The following is a 17,511-nucleotide window of genomic DNA, read 5'->3' as shown; positions in this document are numbered from 1 at the left end:
TGGGACGCCCTGGATGAGCTCCTCGGCCATAGCGGCTCGACGCCGCACTTGAACTGGCTGGCGGAGAAGCAGCGGATTGCAGAGCTGGGGTGGTGGAGGGACGTCGCGGAAAAGGTGGGTTTGCCTTCGTGGGGGAGTGCCTATCACTTTCATCCGGTTGGTTTGATGGGGAGTTTTAGTGGTGACCGATTTAAGTTATCCCTTGAAACTATGAAAAGCATTTACCCGAAGCTTGGTGAAGATCGAAACGGTGATTTGCAAAAAATCGCTGACGAATTAAACGCAAACCTCGACTTCTTCAAGTTAGATACTCCATTGCGAAGAACTCACTTTTTTGCACAGATAAAACAAGAAACCGGGGAGGCTTTATCGATAGATGAGAGTTTCGCATATAAATCCAGCACGTTGATTGACTTGTTCAGTTACTTTCGGAATAACCCGGAAGAAGCAAGGCGATACGGGTACAAAATCAAGACAGGAAAAATCAAAGAAAATGGTGTCTCTATGGGTCGCGCCGATTATGAGGCTATCGCCAATGGGGCATATGGGGGGCGCACCGAACTCGGCAACCGAGGAATTTCAAGCGGGGATGGTTGGAGGTATAGAGGGCGAGGTTTAAAGCAGTTGACAGGATTGCACAATTACACACTATTTCAACGTTGGCACACAAAGCATTCGGCGCAGTGGCCAAACGACTGTGCAGACTTTGTTGTGAATCCTGACTTGTTGTTGGAGGTGAAATATGCGGTTCGGTCGGCTGCGAGTTTTTGGCTGAATAATGAGTTATATAAAATAGCAGATAAAGGTAGCGCTTTGGAGGTTGTGGATTCAATAACCACTATCGTAAATAAACATACGGCAAGCCACCCAGATAGAAGGGGGCACTTTGTTGATCTGTTGAAAAAAGGGAATTTAAATTGAAAAAAATACTGATAGTTTGTTTGGCTATTGGATCTTTTGTGAACCCTAAGCCCTGGGCAAAGGATCGATACGTGGACAAAAATTCAACATTATGCGAAAAGGGTGAGGATGTTTACATTAGCTGTGCATTCAACTCCAGCTTGGATCAAGACAACTACTTGGGGAAGGTTGCTTCCATTTGCGCGAAGAACAATACATCTCCTGACAGTGGCTATGTACAGTATCGTTTTGGAAAACCGTCCTACGGTGTTGGTCCGGCAAGAATAGAACTGCAGTATCCAGAGCAAAAAATACCACCAAAGGGAATATTCACAATTTACAATTCGAGCAACTCTGAAAGTACCGGGGTCGCTCTTCGCTTTGCGCCTGGCGAATACCTTTATTCATTCGAAAGCCTTAACTCCTTCGGCTACAACGTTGTTGCCAGAAAGCAAGACAAAAAAGTTTTTAATAAAAACTGTGACCTTCCTGGGTTAGACTATTTAACCGACGATGCGTATCAAGGCATACAAACAGTAGAACTTGGCACAACAAAGATATCCGATGCGTATAAATGCAGCAGCATTGGTCTTCGGGAAGCTTATAGCTCTATGGATGTAGAACGGGTGAATGCATGTATTGTCTACACAAAAACGGACTTGCAAGCCAATGCGAAACTAACCCGTAAACCTGATGGAATATCCCTTTATTCAGTTATTCCATCTGAAAGCCCAAAGCTTGTTTATGAATTTCCATACTTGGATACGGAAGGGGTTATCACTGACGCATTTTTTCTTCCCGTTGATGATGGGGGAGAAGAACTATTATTCGTCATACATCGCATGGAAATACCAAGGGAGTGGGATCCGGCAAGCGATATTTACGATGTTAGTGTTTTTAGATTGGAGGCGGACACATTACTTCTGGACAAAAAGCTCACTCGTTTTTTTTCATTTGGGTGGAGATGAAGTGGATAAGCAGGGAAGAACAACATATGCGTATCCGTATAAAGACAAAAAAAGTGTTGAGAAAACGGTAAGCTCGCCTTTGTTTCACGCCATCCATACTGGCAAAACAATCACCGGCTCCATTATGGAAAAAGCATATCTTTATGAGGGCGGCTCGGAGCCGTTGCTACAATACGCGCCAAATATGTATTTAATTAAGGGGGACAAAGTTTTAGCGGAGGATTCGTGGGGTGGATGGTGCAGGGTTTCATATAAAACAACAATAAAAAAAATCACGAAATGGACACAGTGCAAGTCAATTAATTTTTCAGAGAGTTAGGTGAAAACATGCCAATCAGACTGGATAAACTCCCTCCTCCCGCACTATGCCCTCAACCACCTCGACTTTTACTTTGGCTCGGCCTGTTAACACTGCTCTGTTTGCTGGGCACAGGAGGAACGCTGTTGTTCGGCGACGAAACCTTACCTCAACGGCCTGCTGAGTTCTGGCGCGCGGCCTTGGTCTTTCCAGTCCTGGGTTGGTTTGTGCTGGGTTTCGGGCGAGCGCTGTTATACGTCGGCGAGCAAGGTGCCGCCGAAGGTTGGGATGAAGCGCGTGAAGAAGATCTGATCCGCAAGATTCGTCAGGGGCGCCGCTCGCAACAGGTGTTGGGCGTGAGTTTGCAGACGGCGCTGCGGCAGCCTGGCGATGAGGCATCAATACAATTGGAGGCTCTGCTGAGTGGGATAACGGCGTTGAAGTCCCAAGCGTCCAGTACGGATGGAGCAATAATCCGCCATAGTTCCTTATCTTGCGATGCCGATGAAAATCCGGAAGCGCTATTGCTGGGTATATGGGCGCAGACGCTCGCCGACCTGGCGCCAACGTTGGCGCAATTGCCTGCTGATCAACCGCTGGCCCTGTTGCTGGACGTCGAAACCGATTTGCCGGAGAGCCAGTGGCGCCGAGTCTGGCGACAGGCGTGGCGCGAATCCGGAATTCGCCAGCCCGTTACCCCTGTCGATGGCAGCGGACTGACTGTACTGGATCAGTGGCTCGACCAGCGTATCCGCGACCGGGCGTTGCTGCTGGTGGTGGCTGTGCAGTTTGCACCGCAGCAGCCTGAAGGCACGGCAGAAGCCGCCGTCGGGTTGTTGTTTGGCAACCGCCTGACGCAAACCACCTTAGCGCCGATAGCTTATCTTCACCGCCCGGAGCAGGAGCGCACGCCCTCCTCCGATGACCTGCTTTATGCCACGCGTCAGGCCCTTGATTGGGTGCCGCTTGAATCGACTTCGATCGAGCGGGTTTGGCAAGTGGGCATCGATGCGCAACGGGCTGTCGCCATCGCCAGCGTGTTGTCCAAATTGCCCATGTCAGTCAACAAGACGGGGCTGTGCAACCTCGATGCAATGTTGGGTCATCCAGGCTGCGCGTCGCCTTGGCTAGCCGTCGCGGCTGGGACGCAGGCCATCCAGCGCGGTGCCGAACCGCAATTCATCTTCAGTGGCGGCGGTGGTGCGACTGGGCTGTGGGGTATGGTGTTGATGCCAGTATCAGCAATTATGAAATAGGCACTAAATGTCAAAAGATCGCAGCCTGCGGGCTTGAAGGAGCCAGGCTTGCCGGCGAAGGCGTCTTTGAATAATGCGTAGGTCTTTCGGGCGCCTTCGCCGGCAAGCCTGGCTCCTACAGTGCAGTGCAGTGTTTCTTCGCATTCCAGGTATCAGGTGTGATGAATCTCCCGGTCCTTGGTTTCCGGCAGGAAGAAGGTCCCCAGGATCGCCGTCATCACCGCAATGACGATCGGATACCACAACCCATAGTAGATATCACCGGTGGCCGCGACCATGGCGAAGGCCACGGTCGGCAGGAACCCGCCGAACCAGCCGTTGCCGATGTGGTAAGGCAGTGACATCGAGGTGTAGCGGATGCGCGCCGGGAAGAGTTCCACCAGCCAGGCGGCGATCGGGCCGTAGACCATGGTCACGTAGATCACCAGGATGGTCAGCAGCAGGAGCACCATCGGGTAGTTGGTCTTGGCCGGGTCGGCCTTCTCGGGGTAGCCGGCGTCCTTGAGGGCGGTGCCGAGGGTCGCGACGAAGGCGTCGTTGCGGGTCTTGAAGTCGGCGGCCGGCATGCCGGTGCCTTCGAAGCTCTGGATCACTTTATCGCCGATGCGCACCTGCGCGACGGTGCCAGGTTCAGCCTTCTCGTTCTTGTAGGGGATGGCCCTTTTCGCCAGCACGGTCTTGGCCAGGTCGCAGGAGCTGGTGAATTTGGCCTTGCCCACCGGGTCGAACTGGAACGAACACTGGTCGGGATCGGCGACTACCGTGACCGGGTTCTTCTCCTGCGCGGCGAACACGTCGGGGTTACCGTACTGGGTCAACGCATGGAAGATCGGGAAGTAGGTCAGCGCCGCGAGGATGCAGCCGGCCATGATGATGCCCTTGCGGCCGATGCGGTCGGACAGGCTGCCGAATATGACGAAGAATGGCGTGCCGATCAGCAGCGATCCGGCAATCAGCAGGTTGGCCGTCTGCGGGTCGATCTTGAGCGTTTGCAGCAGGAAGAACAACGCGTAGAACTGCCCGGTGTACCAGACAACGGCCTGGCCGGCGGTACCACCGAGCAACGCCATGATCACTATCTTGAGGTTCTCCCAGCGGGCGAAGGATTCGGTCAGCGGCGCCTTGGAGGACTTGCCTTCGGCCTTCATCTTCAAGAACACCGGCGACTCGCTGAGCTGAAGGCGGATGTAGACCGAGATGATCAGCAGCAGGATCGACAGCAGGAAGGGAATCCGCCAGCCCCAGGCTTCGAACGCCTCGGTGCCCAGGACGGTGCGGCAAGCGAGGATCACCAGCAGCGAGAGGAACAGGCCGAGGGTGGCAGTGGTCTGGATCCACGAGGTGAAGTAGCCACGCTTGCCTTTGGGCGCATGTTCGGCCACGTACGTCGCCGCACCACCGTATTCGCCACCCAGGGCCAGGCCTTGCAACAGGCGCAGGGTGATCAGGATGATCGGCGCTGCCACGCCAATGGTCGCGTAACCGGGCAAAAAGCCCACGACGGCCGTAGAGACACCCATGATCACGATGGTGATCAGGAAGGTGTGCTTGCGCCCGATCATGTCACCCAGTCGGCCGAACACGATGGCGCCGAAGGGGCGTACGGCAAAACCTGCGGCGAACGCTAGCAAGGCAAAGATGAAGGAGGTTGTTTCATTGACGCCGGCGAAAAAGTGCTTGGCGATGATCGCGGCAAGGGAGCCGTAGAGGTAGAAGTCGTACCATTCGAACACGGTACCCAGGGACGAGGCGAAAATGACCTTGCGCTCCTCCTTGGTGATCCCGCGGTTGGGCGCGCTGCCCGTGGTTACGTTGTCGATTGCGGCCATGAGTCTTCTCCGTCTTTCTCTTGTTATAGGCCGGAGTACCCCACTTTCTTGTTGCCGCACCCAGGCCCTGGGGCTGAAGTCGTCGGATTACGGATTGCGCAAAGCATGCACACAGGCGGACGGCCTCGCATCGCTGCAAGGTTTCCTCAAGCATAATCGGCTTCTTGCAGATATCCACTCGCCATCATGCGCGCACGAGCTGTCGCGAGCCTGCGAAGGAGAAACTGTGTCGTGGGAAGTTTTTTAGTTGCGGGGGATATTCAGAATGCAATCAGCAGCACTCGCGCAATGCGCGAGTGCTGCTGATCATAAATATGGCAGGGGCGGCTGGATTCGAACCAACGCATGGCAGGATCAAAACCTGCTGCCTTACCGCTTGGCGACGCCCCTGTAGCTGCTGCGTGGAGAGCCGTGGAAGGCCCTCTGTAGCGATGGGCGGCAATTTATCAACTTTCTCGCCGCCTGGGAACCCCCACGCACCATTATTTTATTTTAAAACAGCGACTTACCCTCAAGGATCGACCTGCCCCATCAGTTCGGGCACCGATTCCGGGCGATTGGCGAACCGCTGGGCAAGCACCGCGCAGACCATCAACTGGATCTGGTGAAACAGCATCAGCGGCAAGATCAACACGCCGATAGTGCTGCCGGCGAACAATACCTGGGCCATCGGCACGCCCGTGGCCAGGCTTTTCTTCGAGCCACAGAAGAGGATGGTGATGCGATCTTGCTGGTTGAAACCCAAGGCCTTGCCCAGCACGGTGGAGGCCAGCAACACCAACCCCAGCAACACGCAGCAGGCGACCACCAGCCCGCCCAGGTCGAGCAACGGAATCTGGTGCCAGATGCCTTCGATTACCGCTTCGCTGAAAGCACCGTACACCACCAGCAGGATCGAGCCCTGATCGACAAATTTCAGCCAGCTCTTGTTGCGCGCCACCCAGGCGCCGATCCAGCGGCGAGCGATCTGCCCGGCAATGAACGGCAGCAACAACTGCACGCTGATCTTCACGATCGCGTCGAGGGTCGAGCCGCCCTCGCCGTGCACATCCAGCAGCAGGGTCACCAGCAACGGCGTGAGAAAGATCCCGAACAGACTCGACGCTGCCGCGCTGCAGATCGCTGCCGGAATATTGCCTCGCGCCAAGGAGGTAAAGGCAATCGCCGACTGCACCGTGGCCGGCAGCGCACAGAGGTAGAGCATGCCCATGTACAGGTCGGCGCCGATCATTGGCGACAACAAAGGCTTGAGCGCCAGGCCCAGCAGCGGGAACAGGACGAACGTCAGCCCGAACACCAGCAAGTGCAGGCGCCAGTGACCGGCACCGGCAATGATCGACTCGCGGGACAGTTTTGCACCGTGGAGGAAAAACAGCAGCGCGATGGCGATGTTGGTCAACCAGCCGAAGCCCACGGCCACCTGGCCACTGGCGGGCAGCAGGCTGGCGAGCAGGACCACGCCGATCAGGGTCAGGGTGAAGTTGTCGGGCAAGAAACGGGGGCGGGTCATCGGGGTCATCCAGGCTGCCGGGAACGTTGCGACCACTCTAGCGCGCCTCCGGATTGCCGGCTAACGCTAACAAGCCAGGAGATGTCGCCTAACGGACACTGTGGGAGCGAGCCGGCTCCGGGCGGCGTTCCGACGATGGACATAAGGGCGCCGCGTTCAGCCAGAATATACGCGTCATCGTTAACGACCATCGTCGGAACGCCGCCCGGAGCCGGCTCGCTCCTACAAGGAAAATCATTTAGCCGTCAGATCGACCGGTGCCCTCACGGTCGTGCTTATAGCGCCGTGCGAGCGGGAACGCCGGCAACCAGGACTCACGCCGCACCGTCCAGCTTTCATAGGTTGGCTTCAACTGGTCAGGGGCATCGAGTGAGCCCAGGTTCACTTCGATTTCATCGGCGGTACGGGCAAACACCGACGAGCCACAGCGCGGACAGAAATAGCGCCCGGCATAATCCCGGGGTTCGCCCTCGATCGTCACCGCGTCCTCAGGAAAAATCGCCGAGGCGTGAAAGAGCGCCCCGTGGTGCTTGCGGCAGTCCAGGCAGTGACAGAGGCCGACCCGATAGGGCTGCCCCGTCGCCACGATCCGCACATTGCCGCACAGGCAACCACCCGTAAATCGTTGCATGCCGCACCTCCTCTGCAAGGGTTTGCAAGTCGCCGTTCAACGACTGTAGAGGGTCACACACCCTGCGCAGCAAAAACTTGCGAAAAGCGACAGTAGGCTAAGCTTACGCTCAGCTTATTGCCTACGATGCTCGCGGCGGCAGTTGTTGGTTTTTCTGGAGAGCGTCTGCAACAGCTATCTCAGACAGGCCAAAACAACTTGCGCAGGATTGCCGTGATGACCGAGCCGTTACTCAGTTTTGACCAACTCAAGCGTGCTGCCGTCTCTGGCGAGATCGATACCGTACTGGTGTGCATGGTCGACATGCAGGGCCGCCTGGTGGGCAAGCGCTTCCAGGTCGAGTTTTTCATCGACAGCGGCCATGAAGAAACCCACTGCTGCAATTACCTGCTGGCCGACGACATCGACATGGAGCCGGTGCCGGGCTATGCCGCCGCCAGCTGGAGCAAAGGCTACGGCGACTTTGTGCTCAAGCCCGACATGCGCACCTTGCGCAAGGTGCCCTGGCTTGAGTGCACGGCGCTGGTGCTGTGCGACGTGCTGGACCATCACCATCGCCAGGACCTGCCCCACAGCCCGCGGGCGATCCTGAAAAAACAGGTCGAGCGCCTGCGTGAGCGCGGCTACACCGGCATGTTCGCCTCGGAACTGGAGTTCTACCTGTTCGACGAAAGCTACGAGGCCATCCACAAGCGCAATTACTACAAGCCGAAAACCGCCGGGCACTACATCGAGGATTACAACATCCTGCAGACCACCCGCGAAGAGCCGGTGCTGCGGGCGATTCGCAAGCACCTGCAGGCCAGCGGCATCCCGGTGGAAAACTCCAAGGGTGAATGGGGGCCGGGCCAGGAAGAAATCAACATCCGCTACGCCGACGCCATGACCATGGCCGACCATCACGTCATCATCAAGCACGCGTGCAAGGAGATCGCCCAACTGCAGGGCAAGGCGATCACCTTCATGGCCAAGTGGCGCTATGACGCCGCCGGTTCCAGCAGCCACATCCACAATTCGCTGTGGGACAAGAACGCCAAGAAGCCGCTGTTCTTCGACGCCAAGGCCGAGTTCGGCATGTCGAAACTGATGCGCGCCTGGGTCGCCGGGCAGCTCAAGTACGCCAACGACATCACCTGTTTTCTCGCGCCCTACATCAACTCCTACAAGCGCTTCCAGGCCGGCACCTTCGCCCCTACCCGCGCGGTGTGGAGCCGGGACAATCGCACCGCAGGCTTTCGCTTGTGCGCCGAAGGCAGCAAATCGATTCGTATCGAATGCCGTATCGGCGGTGCCGATCTCAACCCTTACCTGGCCTTCGCCGCGCTGATTGCTGCGGGGCTGGCGGGCATCGATGAAAAGCTCGAACTCGCCGCGCCCTTCGAGGGCGATGCCTACGTGGACGAACATTTGCCTGAGGTCTCCAAGACCTTGCGCGAGGCCAGTGCCGCCTTGCAGAAGTCGAGCATGTTGCGCGAGGCCTTCGGCGACGAGGTGATCGACCACTACGTGCATACCGCCGAATGGGAACAGAAAGAGTACGACCGGCGAATCACCGACTGGGAACTGCAGCGCGGCTTCGAGCGCTATTGAGAGCACCATGACCAACATTGTTCAACTCATCTCGCCGGTCGATGGCCGACTCGTCGCCGAGCGTCAGTACGCCGATATCGTGCAGATCGAGCAGGCGCTGGCGGCGGCCGCCCACGCCCAGGCGCAATGGAAGCGCCGGCCATTGAGCGAACGCGCGGCGTTTTGCAGCGCCGCAGTGGACGCGATGCTGGCCATGAAGGATGAAATCGTCCCGGAACTGGCCTGGCAAATGGGCCGCCCGGTGCGCTATGGCGCTGGCGAACTGCGCGGTTTCGAAGAGCGTGCCCGGCACATGATCGCCATTGCGCCGCAAGCCTTGGCGGCGCTCGAAGCCGATCCGGTCGCGGGTTTTCGCCGGTATATCAAGCGTGAACCCATGGGCACCGTGCTGGTGGTCGCACCGTGGAATTACCCCTACCTGACGGCGGTCAACACGATTATTCCGGCACTGATGGCCGGCAACAGCGTGATCCTCAAGCACGCTTCGCAAACGCTGCTGGTGGGCGAGCGTTTTGCCCAGGCCATGCGCCACGCCAATCTGCCGGAAGGGCTGTTCCAGAACCTGTTGCTCAGTCACATTCATACCGGCGTGGTCATCGGCTCCGACCAGGTGCAGCAGGTGAACTTCACCGGCTCGGTGGCGGCCGGCCTGGAAATGCAACGCTCGGCGGTCGACGGTTTCCTGCGCGTGGGCCTGGAGCTTGGCGGCAAGGACCCGGCCTATGTCCGGGCAGACGCCAACCTCGAGCATGCGGTGGAAAACCTGGTGGACGGCAGTTTCTTCAACTCCGGACAGAGCTGCTGCGCCGTGGAGCGCATCTACGTCGATCAGAACATCTACCCGGCGTTTGTCGAACGCTTCGCCGAACTGACCCGCCAGTACGTGCTGGGCAACCCGCTGGACGAAGCCACCACGCTCGGCCCGATGGTGAGCCCGGGCGCGGCGGACTTCGTCCGCGATCAGATTGCCGATGCGCAGGCCCAAGGCGCGAAGGCGCTGATCGACCCGCGGGCATTTGCCGCCGACGCGCCGGGCAGCGCCTACCTCGCCCCGCAAGTGCTGGTCGAGGTCAATCATCAAATGTCGGTCATGCGCGATGAAAGCTTCGGCCCGGTGGTCGGCATCATGCCGGTCGCCTGCGACGACGAGGCCGTGGCCTTGATGAACGACAGCGAGTTCGGCCTCAGTGCGTCGATCTGGACCCGGGACCTGGCCGCCGCCGAACGCCTGGGCGAGGCGATCGACACCGGCACCCTGTTCATGAATCGCTGCGATTACCTGGACCCGGCCCTGGCCTGGACCGGGGTCAAGAACAGTGGGCGCGGCGTCACGCTGTCGGCCCTGGGTTATGAACACCTGACCCGCGCCAAATCCTTCCATCTGCGCCACGAGACCTGAACCATGAGCCTGACTGGAAACTGGAACTACCCCACGAGCATCCGCTTCGGTGTCGGCCGCATCGCGGAACTGGCCGAGGCCTGTCGCAGCCAGGGTATCCAGCGCCCGCTGCTGGTCACCGACAGCGGCCTGGGGCGCGCGTCGATCACCACCTCTGCGCTGGACGCTTTACGTAATGCCGGGCTGGGCGCTGCGCTGTTTTGCGACCTCAAGCCCAATCCGGTCGAAGCCAACCTGGCAGGCGGGCTCGACGCCTGGCGTGCGGGTAACCACGATGGCGTGGTGGCCTTTGGCGGCGGCAGCGGCCTGGACATGGGCAAGCTCATCGCCTTCATGAGTGGCCAGACCCGCCCGGTCTGGGATTTCGAAGACATCGGCGACTACTGGACCCGCGCCGATGAAAGCCGCATCGCCCCGGTCATCGCGGTGCCGACCACCGCGGGCACAGGCTCTGAAGTGGGCCGCGCGGCGGTGATCATCGACGATCGCACCCACACCAAGCGCATCATCTTCCACCCGAAAATGATGCCGCGGGTGGTCATCAGCGACCCGGCCCTGACCGTCGGCATGCCGGCCAAAGTCACCGCCGGCACGGGCATGGACGCCCTGGCGCACTGCCTGGAGTCGTACTGTGCCCCCGGCTTCCACCCCATGGCCGACGGCATCGCGGTCGAAGGCATGCGCCTGGTGAGCAATGCCCTGGTGCGTGCGGTACACACCCCTTCGGACCTCGACGCACGTGGGCAAATGCTGGCAGCGGCGGCGATGGGCGCCACCGCGTTCCAGAAAGGCCTGGGCGGGATGCACGCCCTCGCGCACCCGATCGGCGCGCTGTACGACACCCACCACGGCATGACCAACGCCACCCTGATGCCCTATGTGCTGAAATTCAATCGCCCGGCCATCGAGGAACGCATCACGCGCCTGGCCGCGTACCTGCACCTGCCCTCCCCGGGTTTCGACAGCTTCCTGGCCTTCGTCCTCAAATTGCGCAAGGACATCGCCGTGCCGCATACGCTGTTCGAGCTGGGAGTGGATGACAAGCAGGCCGACCTGATCGCCGACATGGCAGTGGTCGACCCGTCGGCCGGAGGCAACCCGTTGCCCCTGACCCGGGCCGGCGTGGCGGAAATTTTCGACGCGGCGTTCCATGGCCGCCTTCTGTAGGAGCGAGCCTGCTCGCGATGGACGTCAATGATTACGCGGGAAACCTGACACCCCGCGTTGTTTGTAGGAGCCGAGCTTGCTCGCGATGGACGTTAACGGTTACGCGGGAAACCTGACACTCCGCGTTATCGTTGACGTCCATCGCGAGCAAGCTCGGCTCCTACAAGGGTCAAATGGAAAGGTTTCACCAGTTGCAAACAGGAGCAGTACGACAAGGGGTTGAAAGCCAATCCATCCGGAGCGCCGGGTGGCTGCGTATCAAAACCTGAAGGGGCACACATCAATGAACCCAGCAAGCCAGCCCGGCACCGACGCGCATGACGATGACGTCAAGGTGCTGCACAGCATGGGCTATGCCCAGCAGCTCTCGCGACGAATGGGGGTTTTCTCCAACTTCGCGATTTCCTTTTCGATCATCTGCATCCTCTCCGGCGGCATCAACTCACTCGCCCAGGGCACCTCGGGCGCCGGCGGTGCGTCGATCGGCATCGGCTGGCCGATCGGTTGCCTGATTTCCGGGGTGTTCGCCTTGGCCATGGCGCAGATTTCCTCGGCCTACCCCACCGCTGGCGGCCTGTATCACTGGGGCTCGATCCTCGGCAACCGGTTCACCGGCTGGCTCACGGCCTGGTTCAACCTGCTGGGGCTGGTCACGGTGCTCGGGGCGATCAACGTCGGCACCTATTACTTCTTTTTCGGCGCCTTCGGCCCCACGCTAGGCATGGAAGACACCACTACGACACGGGTGATTTTCCTGGCGATCCTCACCGGTCTCCAGGCCCTGTGCAATCACCTGGGGATCGGCCTGACCGCCAAGCTCACCGATTTCTCCGGCTACCTGATCTTCGCCACCGCACTGGCGCTGACCATCGTCTGCCTGATCTCCGCCCCCAGTTTCGAGTTCTCGCGGCTGGTGACCTTCGGCAACTACTCCGGCGCAGCGGGTGGCGGCGTCTGGCCGGAAGTCTCCAACGGCTGGATCTTCATGCTCGGCCTGTTGCTGCCGATCTACACCATCACCGGCTACGACGCCTCCGCCCACACCTCGGAGGAAACCCGCAACGCGGCCATGTCGGTGCCCCGGGGCATGGTCATGTCGGTGGTCTGGTCGCTGTTGTTCGGCTGGGTGATGCTCAGTGCGTTCGTGCTGATGCTGCCGAGCATGGACGAAGCGGCCAAGCAAGGCTGGAGCGTGTTCTTCTGGGCCATGAACACCCAGGTCAACCCGCTGCTCAAGGACGGGTTGTACGTGGCGATTTTCATCTCGCAGGTGCTCTGCGGCCTGGCGACCGTGACCTCGGTTTCGCGCATGATCTTCGCGTTCTCCCGCGACGGTGGCCTGCCTTGCTCGAAAGCGCTGGCCTCGGTTTCACCGACCTTTCGCAGCCCGGTGGCAGCCATCTGGACCGGAGCCACACTGGCGGTGCTGTTCGTCTGGGGATCGTCGGTGATATCGATTGGCGAGACGCCGGTCTACACCATCGTGGTCTCCTGCACGGTGATCTTCCTGTTCTTCTCCTTCGTCATTCCCATCGTGCTGGGCCTGTTTGCCTACGGGACCTCGAAGTGGCCGACCATGGGACCGTGGAACATGGGGCGCTTCTGGTACACGGTGTTCGCCCTGCTCTCGGTCCTGTCGATGGTGATCATCTTCGTCATCGGCATCCAGCCACCGAACGACTGGGCGCTGTACATCACCATCGGCTTCCTGGTGTTGACGGCCATCGTCTGGTTCGGCTTCGAAGCGCGACGCTTCCAGGGACCGCCGGTGGGCGACATGATCGTCAAGCGCCAGGCTGAAATCGCGGCGGCGGAAGCGGCGTTGGACAAGCGCTGAAGCGACCTGCCTGACACACCGCGGAACATGATTCACCCGTAGGAGCCAGGCTTGCCGGCGAAGAACGATGACGCGGTCCAGCAGATACACCGCGGCGTCTGGTTCGCCTGTAGGAGCGAGGCTTGCCCGCGAAGAACGATGACGCGGTGCAGCAGATACACCCCGGCGTCTGGTTCGCCGGCAAGCCTGGCTCCTACAGTAGTGGGTTGTGATGACCGTCCAACCACGCCCGGGTCATCGTGAACGCCTGCGCCAACCGCTCAGGCGCGCCCATCGCCTGGCACGGCACCTCCACACTCCAATGCACCTCAGGCGCCAGCACCTCGAGCAATCCCGCCAAGGCCAGTTGCCCCTGCCCCGCCGCCAAGCGACCCTCGCGGGCTTCGCGGAGGATGCCCTCTCCCGTGGGTGCCTGCGCCGGCGCGTCGCACCATTGCACTCCATGGATATAGCGCCGGTCCAGTTCAGCCACGGCAGCGGCGTCGCCGCCGGAGCGGAACAGGTGCAACGTATCGAGCAGCACGCCGCCATTGGCCTGGCCCGCCGCCGCGATCAACGCGACGGCCTGTTGCAGGTTGGCAATGTGACGCCAGCGCATGAACTCCAGATCGACACGCAAGCCATAACGGGCTGCCAACTGGCACAGGGCGGCAAAGTTATCCGTGAGCCGCGAAAACTCCGGATCGTCCCCCGATACCGTGAGGCAACGCGCCCCCAGTTGCGCCCCGGACTCCAGCAGCGACGCAAGCCCGGCGACGTCCACCTGCGGCGTGAGCTCGACGAATTCGATCTCGTTGACCGCCACGCCCTCGGCATCCAGCGCAGTCTTCAACTGTCGCAGCGCCTGGCTGCCCGGCAACAGCGGGTAGGCGATGCCACCCGCCATGGCCGGGTGCAGTCGCAGCCCGACTGAACTGAAACCGGCGCGTGCCGCCTCGCGTACCAAAGCGTTGGGCGCCAGTTCCAGCGCAGTCAGGTGCGCTACACCGAGGCCGCTCAATAGGTGGCCCTGCCGCCGCTGAGGTCGAAGACAAACCCCGTGGTGAAGCTGCACTCGGGCCCGGCGATCCAGGTCACCATGTTGGCGATCTCCACGATTTGCAGGAAACGCCCCATGGGGATCTTGGCCTTGCTCGCGGCGATGTGCTCGGGCGTCATCTCCGCCATCAGCCCGGTTTCCACCATGGCCGGGGCAATGCAATTGAGCAGCACGCCGTCCTGGGCCAATTCCTTGGCCGCCGCCTTGGTAAACGCGATGACACCGGCCTTCGCCGCCGAATAACCGGAGATGTATTGCACGCCGTCCTTGCCAGCCATCGAGGCGACGTTGACGATGCGTCCGTAGCCACGCTCGCGCATATGCGGGATGACGGTGCGGCAGCAATAGAACACCCCCGTCAGGTCGATGGCGATGACCTGGTCCCAGGCCTCTGGCGGGTATTCCCAGGAAGGCAGCACCGGCCCGTTGATCCCGGCATTGTTGACCAGGATGTCGACGCGCCCCTGTTGGGCGACCACCTCCTTGAAAGCCGCCTCCACGGACGCCAGCGAGGCGACGTTGACGGCTTGGCGCAACACCGGCTCAAAGCCGTTGGCAACGCTGTCCCAGCCATCGACCGCCAGGTCCCAGATGACGATCTGCGCACCAGCGCTGTGCAAGCGACGGGCGATGCCCAGGCCGATGCCACGCATGCCGCCGGTGACGATGGCCGTCTGGCCTTCCAGGTATCGAGTCATCAATTTGCTCCTTGTTGTACGGATTGGATTTCAGGCAGGCGGCGCAGATCGCGGACCATGAACAGGTAACACAGCGCGCCCAGCACGGTGATCGAGGACACGAACGCCAGGGCCCAGACGAACGAGCCCGTGGTGGTGACAATCACGCCGATGGTCAGCGGGGTCACGATGCCGGCCGCATTGGCGAACAGGTTGAACACGCCGCCGCTCAGGCCGAGCAGGCCTTTGGGGGCGATGTCGGACACGATCATCCAGGCCAGTGCGGACATGCCCTGGGCGAAATAGGCCACACAGAGAATGGCGATCACCAGCGCGTCGGAGTCCACGTAGTTGGCCAGCACGATCACCGATGCGGTCAACAGACCCGCAATCACCGGCAATTTACGCGCGACATTCAGCGAGTAGCCGCGACGCAACAAGGCGTCCGACAGCCAGCCACCGGCCAGGGTGCCGAGGGAAGCGGCAATGAATGGCAGCACCGCGACCCAACCCACCTTGAGCCAGGGCATGTGCCGCTCGGTGACCAGGTAGGTCGGGAACCAGGTCAGGAAAAACACGTTCGTCGAGTTGCAGGCAAACTGCCCCAGGCAGATCCCCAGCATATTGCGATGCTTGAGCAACGCAGGAATCTGCGACCAACGAAAGCGCGTGGCCTTCTGCCCGCCATCGACCACCCCGCCGCCGGCGGCAATGTAGTCAAGCTCGGCCTGATTGGCCGTGGTCGATTCATGGGGCTCGTGGTACTTGCGCCACCACACCAGGCCATACAGAACACCGAGGATGCCCACGGCCACCAGCAACACACGCCAGCCATAGGCGTGCAGCACCCAGAACAGCAGCGGCGTGAGGAACGCCAGCCCGACGTACTCGGCGAAGGTATAGATGCCGGTCGCCCGCGCCCGCTCGCTTTGCGGGAACCAGGTCGCGACCACCCGACTGTTGGTGGGAAAGCACGGTGCCTCGGTGGCGCCCACCAGCAAGCGAAAGCCCAGCAGCGAAAGAAAGCCCTGGGCGAGGCCCTGCAGGCCGGTGAACACCGACCATAGGGTCAGCGCCAGCCAGTAGGTGAACTTGGTGCCCAAGCGGTCGATCAGGATGCCGCCAGGAATCTGCGCGGCGGCGTAGGTCCAGGAAAATGCGGAAAAGATCAACCCCATCATGACCGCGTTCAGGCCCAGGTCGGCACTGATGCTGGGCGCGGCGATGCCCATCACGCTGCGGTCCAGGTAGTTGATCATGGTGCCACCGGAAATCAGCGCCAGGATCATGAACCGGGTGCGGGTCCTGACGGTTTCCGCCGCCGGACAGGCGAGCGTTGCCGCTACGAATCGATTGTCGGTCGTCATTGTTTTTGTTCCTTGTTGTTATCGGGGGTATTGCGCCAGCACAGCCCGCCCGGGGGCGGATTCAACGCTCGCCGAAACCGAACAGTCGGCGCGGCGTGTCCCACATCACCTTCCTGCGCACACTGGCATCGGCCATCAACTGCTCCGCCAACTTGAGCAGCGGCCCGTAGTCCAGGCGCGATTGCTCGCGAATGAACGGCCAGTCCGAGCCCCACACACAAGCATCCGGGCCAAAGGCCTGAAGCAGTTCACGTACGTATGCACCGGCTTGCTCCTGAAAATGATCGTGGGCGGCGAACTTATGCATGCCGGAAATTTTCACGCAGGCCCGGCCGCTGCCGGCCAGGCCCAGTAGTGCCTGGAACCCTGGCTGGCCGACACCTGCTCGGGCCTCGGGGCGGCCGCAGTGGTCGATGAGCAACCGTGGCGCAGTCGATTCGATCAAGCCCATCAGCTCGACCAGTTGGTTGCCCTGCACCTGGATCTGGGCGAACAGGTCCAGCTCGGCCAGCCGGCCGAAGAGCCCTGCCACGCCATTCATGCTGGCCAAACCTTCCAGCGCCGGATTGAAGGCGACGCCCACCACACCCTGTTCCTTGAGCGCTGCCAGTTCGTCCAGGCCGATGGCATGCTCGACCACGGCGATGCCCTTGAAACGGCCCTCGCCTTGCGCCAGTGCATGCAGCAGGCAACGGTTGTCCGTGCGGTAGCCGCTGGTTGGCCCCACCAGCAAAGCGTGTTGCACGCCATAGGCGTCCATCACCCGACCGAACTGCTCCAGGGTCGCGACCTCCTGCCCGGAGGGTGCATAGATGGTGTCGGCGCGATAGGGAAACCGCACGGGGTCGAACAGGTGGTTATGGCAATCGATCTTGGGTTCGTCGTAGATGCTCAAGGCTGCTCCTGCCAAGCGTCACTGCGCTTGCTCACTGAACTTTGTTATTGTTTCGCCGCTTTGGGCGATGCGTTGCAGTGACGATACGGCCAGGCGGTGAATAGCGCTCATACACAGATCGCTCGAACAATAACCAAAGGTTAATGAC

The 17,511-nt window shown here is 60.4% G+C and carries 15 protein-coding genes and 1 tRNA gene; 8 read left to right on the top strand and 8 right to left on the bottom strand.

Annotation, left to right across the window (positions count from 1 at the left end; genetic code table 11):
* The 4 genes from HFK74_RS18245 to HFK74_RS18230 form a co-directional block, all read left to right on the top strand.
* The coding region (locus HFK74_RS18245) for a glycoside hydrolase family 19 protein (RefSeq protein WP_368738165.1) at positions 1-921 on the top strand (921 nt) is incomplete at its 5' end.
* Positions 918-1,868 carry a hypothetical protein gene (locus HFK74_RS18240; protein WP_180204653.1) on the top strand — a complete coding sequence of 317 codons (951 nt, stop codon included), beginning with the start codon at positions 918-920 and terminating at the stop codon, positions 1,866-1,868. The genes HFK74_RS18245 and HFK74_RS18240, both read left to right, overlap by 4 nt.
* Before the next feature lies 1 nt (position 1,869).
* Positions 1,870-2,187, top strand: a complete 318-nt coding sequence (locus HFK74_RS18235; RefSeq protein WP_180204652.1) for a hypothetical protein — start codon at positions 1,870-1,872, stop codon at positions 2,185-2,187.
* 125 nt (positions 2,188-2,312) lie between these two features.
* On the top strand, positions 2,313-3,422 hold the full coding sequence (locus HFK74_RS18230) for a hypothetical protein (RefSeq protein WP_306669916.1): 1,110 nt from the start codon (positions 2,313-2,315) through the stop codon (positions 3,420-3,422).
* Between the two features lie 152 nt (positions 3,423-3,574).
* Here the strand turns inward: HFK74_RS18230 and HFK74_RS18225 are convergent, their stop codons facing one another.
* From HFK74_RS18225 to HFK74_RS18210, 4 genes are all read right to left on the bottom strand, one after another.
* A complete protein-coding gene (locus tag HFK74_RS18225) occupies positions 3,575-5,251 on the bottom strand; it encodes an MFS transporter (RefSeq protein ID WP_180204650.1) in 1,677 nt (558 codons plus the stop codon).
* 315 nt (positions 5,252-5,566) lie between these two features.
* Positions 5,567-5,641: transfer RNA gene (locus tag HFK74_RS18220), tRNA-Gln, on the bottom strand.
* Positions 5,642-5,762: 121 nt separating this feature from the next.
* Entirely contained in the window at positions 5,763-6,761 is a 999-nt protein-coding gene (locus HFK74_RS18215) for a bile acid:sodium symporter family protein (protein WP_032831950.1), read from the bottom strand.
* A gap of 238 nt (positions 6,762-6,999) precedes the next feature.
* Positions 7,000-7,392, bottom strand: a complete 393-nt coding sequence (locus HFK74_RS18210; protein ID WP_180204649.1) for a GFA family protein — start codon at positions 7,390-7,392, stop codon at positions 7,000-7,002.
* 216 nt (positions 7,393-7,608) lie between these two features.
* Between HFK74_RS18210 and HFK74_RS18205 the strand changes: the two genes are divergently transcribed.
* The 4 genes from HFK74_RS18205 (at position 7,609) to HFK74_RS18190 (ending at position 13,385) form a co-directional block, all read left to right on the top strand.
* Positions 7,609-8,982: a glutamine synthetase family protein gene (locus HFK74_RS18205; protein ID WP_180204648.1), complete on the top strand. Its 1,374-nt coding sequence runs from the start codon at positions 7,609-7,611 to the stop codon at positions 8,980-8,982.
* Positions 8,983-8,989: 7 nt separating this feature from the next.
* Entirely contained in the window at positions 8,990-10,381 is a 1,392-nt protein-coding gene (locus HFK74_RS18200) for an aldehyde dehydrogenase family protein (RefSeq protein WP_180204647.1), read from the top strand.
* A gap of 3 nt (positions 10,382-10,384) precedes the next feature.
* On the top strand, positions 10,385-11,548 hold the full coding sequence (locus HFK74_RS18195) for an iron-containing alcohol dehydrogenase (RefSeq protein ID WP_180204646.1): 1,164 nt from the start codon (positions 10,385-10,387) through the stop codon (positions 11,546-11,548).
* Positions 11,549-11,831: 283 nt separating this feature from the next.
* Positions 11,832-13,385 (top strand): amino acid permease, encoded by a 1,554-nt coding sequence (locus tag HFK74_RS18190; protein WP_180204645.1) that lies wholly within the window; start codon positions 11,832-11,834, stop codon positions 13,383-13,385.
* 193 nt (positions 13,386-13,578) lie between these two features.
* Here HFK74_RS18190 and HFK74_RS18185 read toward each other — a convergent pair whose 3' ends face one another.
* The 4 genes from HFK74_RS18185 to HFK74_RS18170 all read right to left on the bottom strand — a co-directional run bounded on the left by HFK74_RS18185 (position 13,579) and on the right by HFK74_RS18170 (position 17,363).
* Positions 13,579-14,385, bottom strand: coding sequence for a sugar phosphate isomerase/epimerase (locus HFK74_RS18185; RefSeq protein WP_180204644.1), 807 nt, complete (start codon positions 14,383-14,385; stop codon positions 13,579-13,581).
* On the bottom strand, positions 14,382-15,122 hold the full coding sequence (locus tag HFK74_RS18180) for an SDR family NAD(P)-dependent oxidoreductase (RefSeq protein ID WP_180204643.1): 741 nt from the start codon (positions 15,120-15,122) through the stop codon (positions 14,382-14,384). Before HFK74_RS18180 ends, HFK74_RS18185 begins: the two co-directional genes overlap by 4 nt.
* Positions 15,122-16,468: an MFS transporter gene (locus tag HFK74_RS18175; RefSeq protein ID WP_180204642.1), complete on the bottom strand. Its 1,347-nt coding sequence runs from the start codon at positions 16,466-16,468 to the stop codon at positions 15,122-15,124. Before HFK74_RS18175 ends, HFK74_RS18180 begins: the two co-directional genes overlap by 1 nt.
* 61 nt (positions 16,469-16,529) lie before the next feature.
* Complete coding sequence (locus tag HFK74_RS18170; RefSeq protein WP_180204641.1) at positions 16,530-17,363, bottom strand: amidohydrolase; 834 nt, start codon at positions 17,361-17,363, stop codon at positions 16,530-16,532.
* Positions 17,364-17,511 lie beyond the last annotated feature (148 nt).

This window comes from Pseudomonas sp. SbOxS1 (assembly GCF_013416725.1).
In the GTDB taxonomy this organism is placed as follows: domain Bacteria; phylum Pseudomonadota; class Gammaproteobacteria; order Pseudomonadales; family Pseudomonadaceae; genus Aquipseudomonas.
The sequence above is the reverse complement of the archived record's forward strand: the minus strand, read 5'-3'. Positions and strand labels throughout refer to the sequence as shown.

Coding starts and splice junctions, on each gene's coding strand:
- HFK74_RS18225 (WP_180204650.1), bottom strand. CDS start 5,251: ATGGCCGCAATCGACAACGTAACCACGGGCAGCGCGCCCAACCGCGGG.
- HFK74_RS18215 (WP_032831950.1), bottom strand. CDS start 6,761: ATGACCCGCCCCCGTTTCTTGCCCGACAACTTCACCCTGACCCTGATC.
- HFK74_RS18210 (WP_180204649.1), bottom strand. CDS start 7,392: ATGCAACGATTTACGGGTGGTTGCCTGTGCGGCAATGTGCGGATCGTG.
- HFK74_RS18205 (WP_180204648.1), top strand. CDS start 7,609: ATGACCGAGCCGTTACTCAGTTTTGACCAACTCAAGCGTGCTGCCGTC.
- HFK74_RS18200 (WP_180204647.1), top strand. CDS start 8,990: ATGACCAACATTGTTCAACTCATCTCGCCGGTCGATGGCCGACTCGTC.
- HFK74_RS18195 (WP_180204646.1), top strand. CDS start 10,385: ATGAGCCTGACTGGAAACTGGAACTACCCCACGAGCATCCGCTTCGGT.
- HFK74_RS18190 (WP_180204645.1), top strand. CDS start 11,832: ATGAACCCAGCAAGCCAGCCCGGCACCGACGCGCATGACGATGACGTC.
- HFK74_RS18180 (WP_180204643.1), bottom strand. CDS start 15,122: ATGACTCGATACCTGGAAGGCCAGACGGCCATCGTCACCGGCGGCATG.
- HFK74_RS18175 (WP_180204642.1), bottom strand. CDS start 16,468: ATGACGACCGACAATCGATTCGTAGCGGCAACGCTCGCCTGTCCGGCG.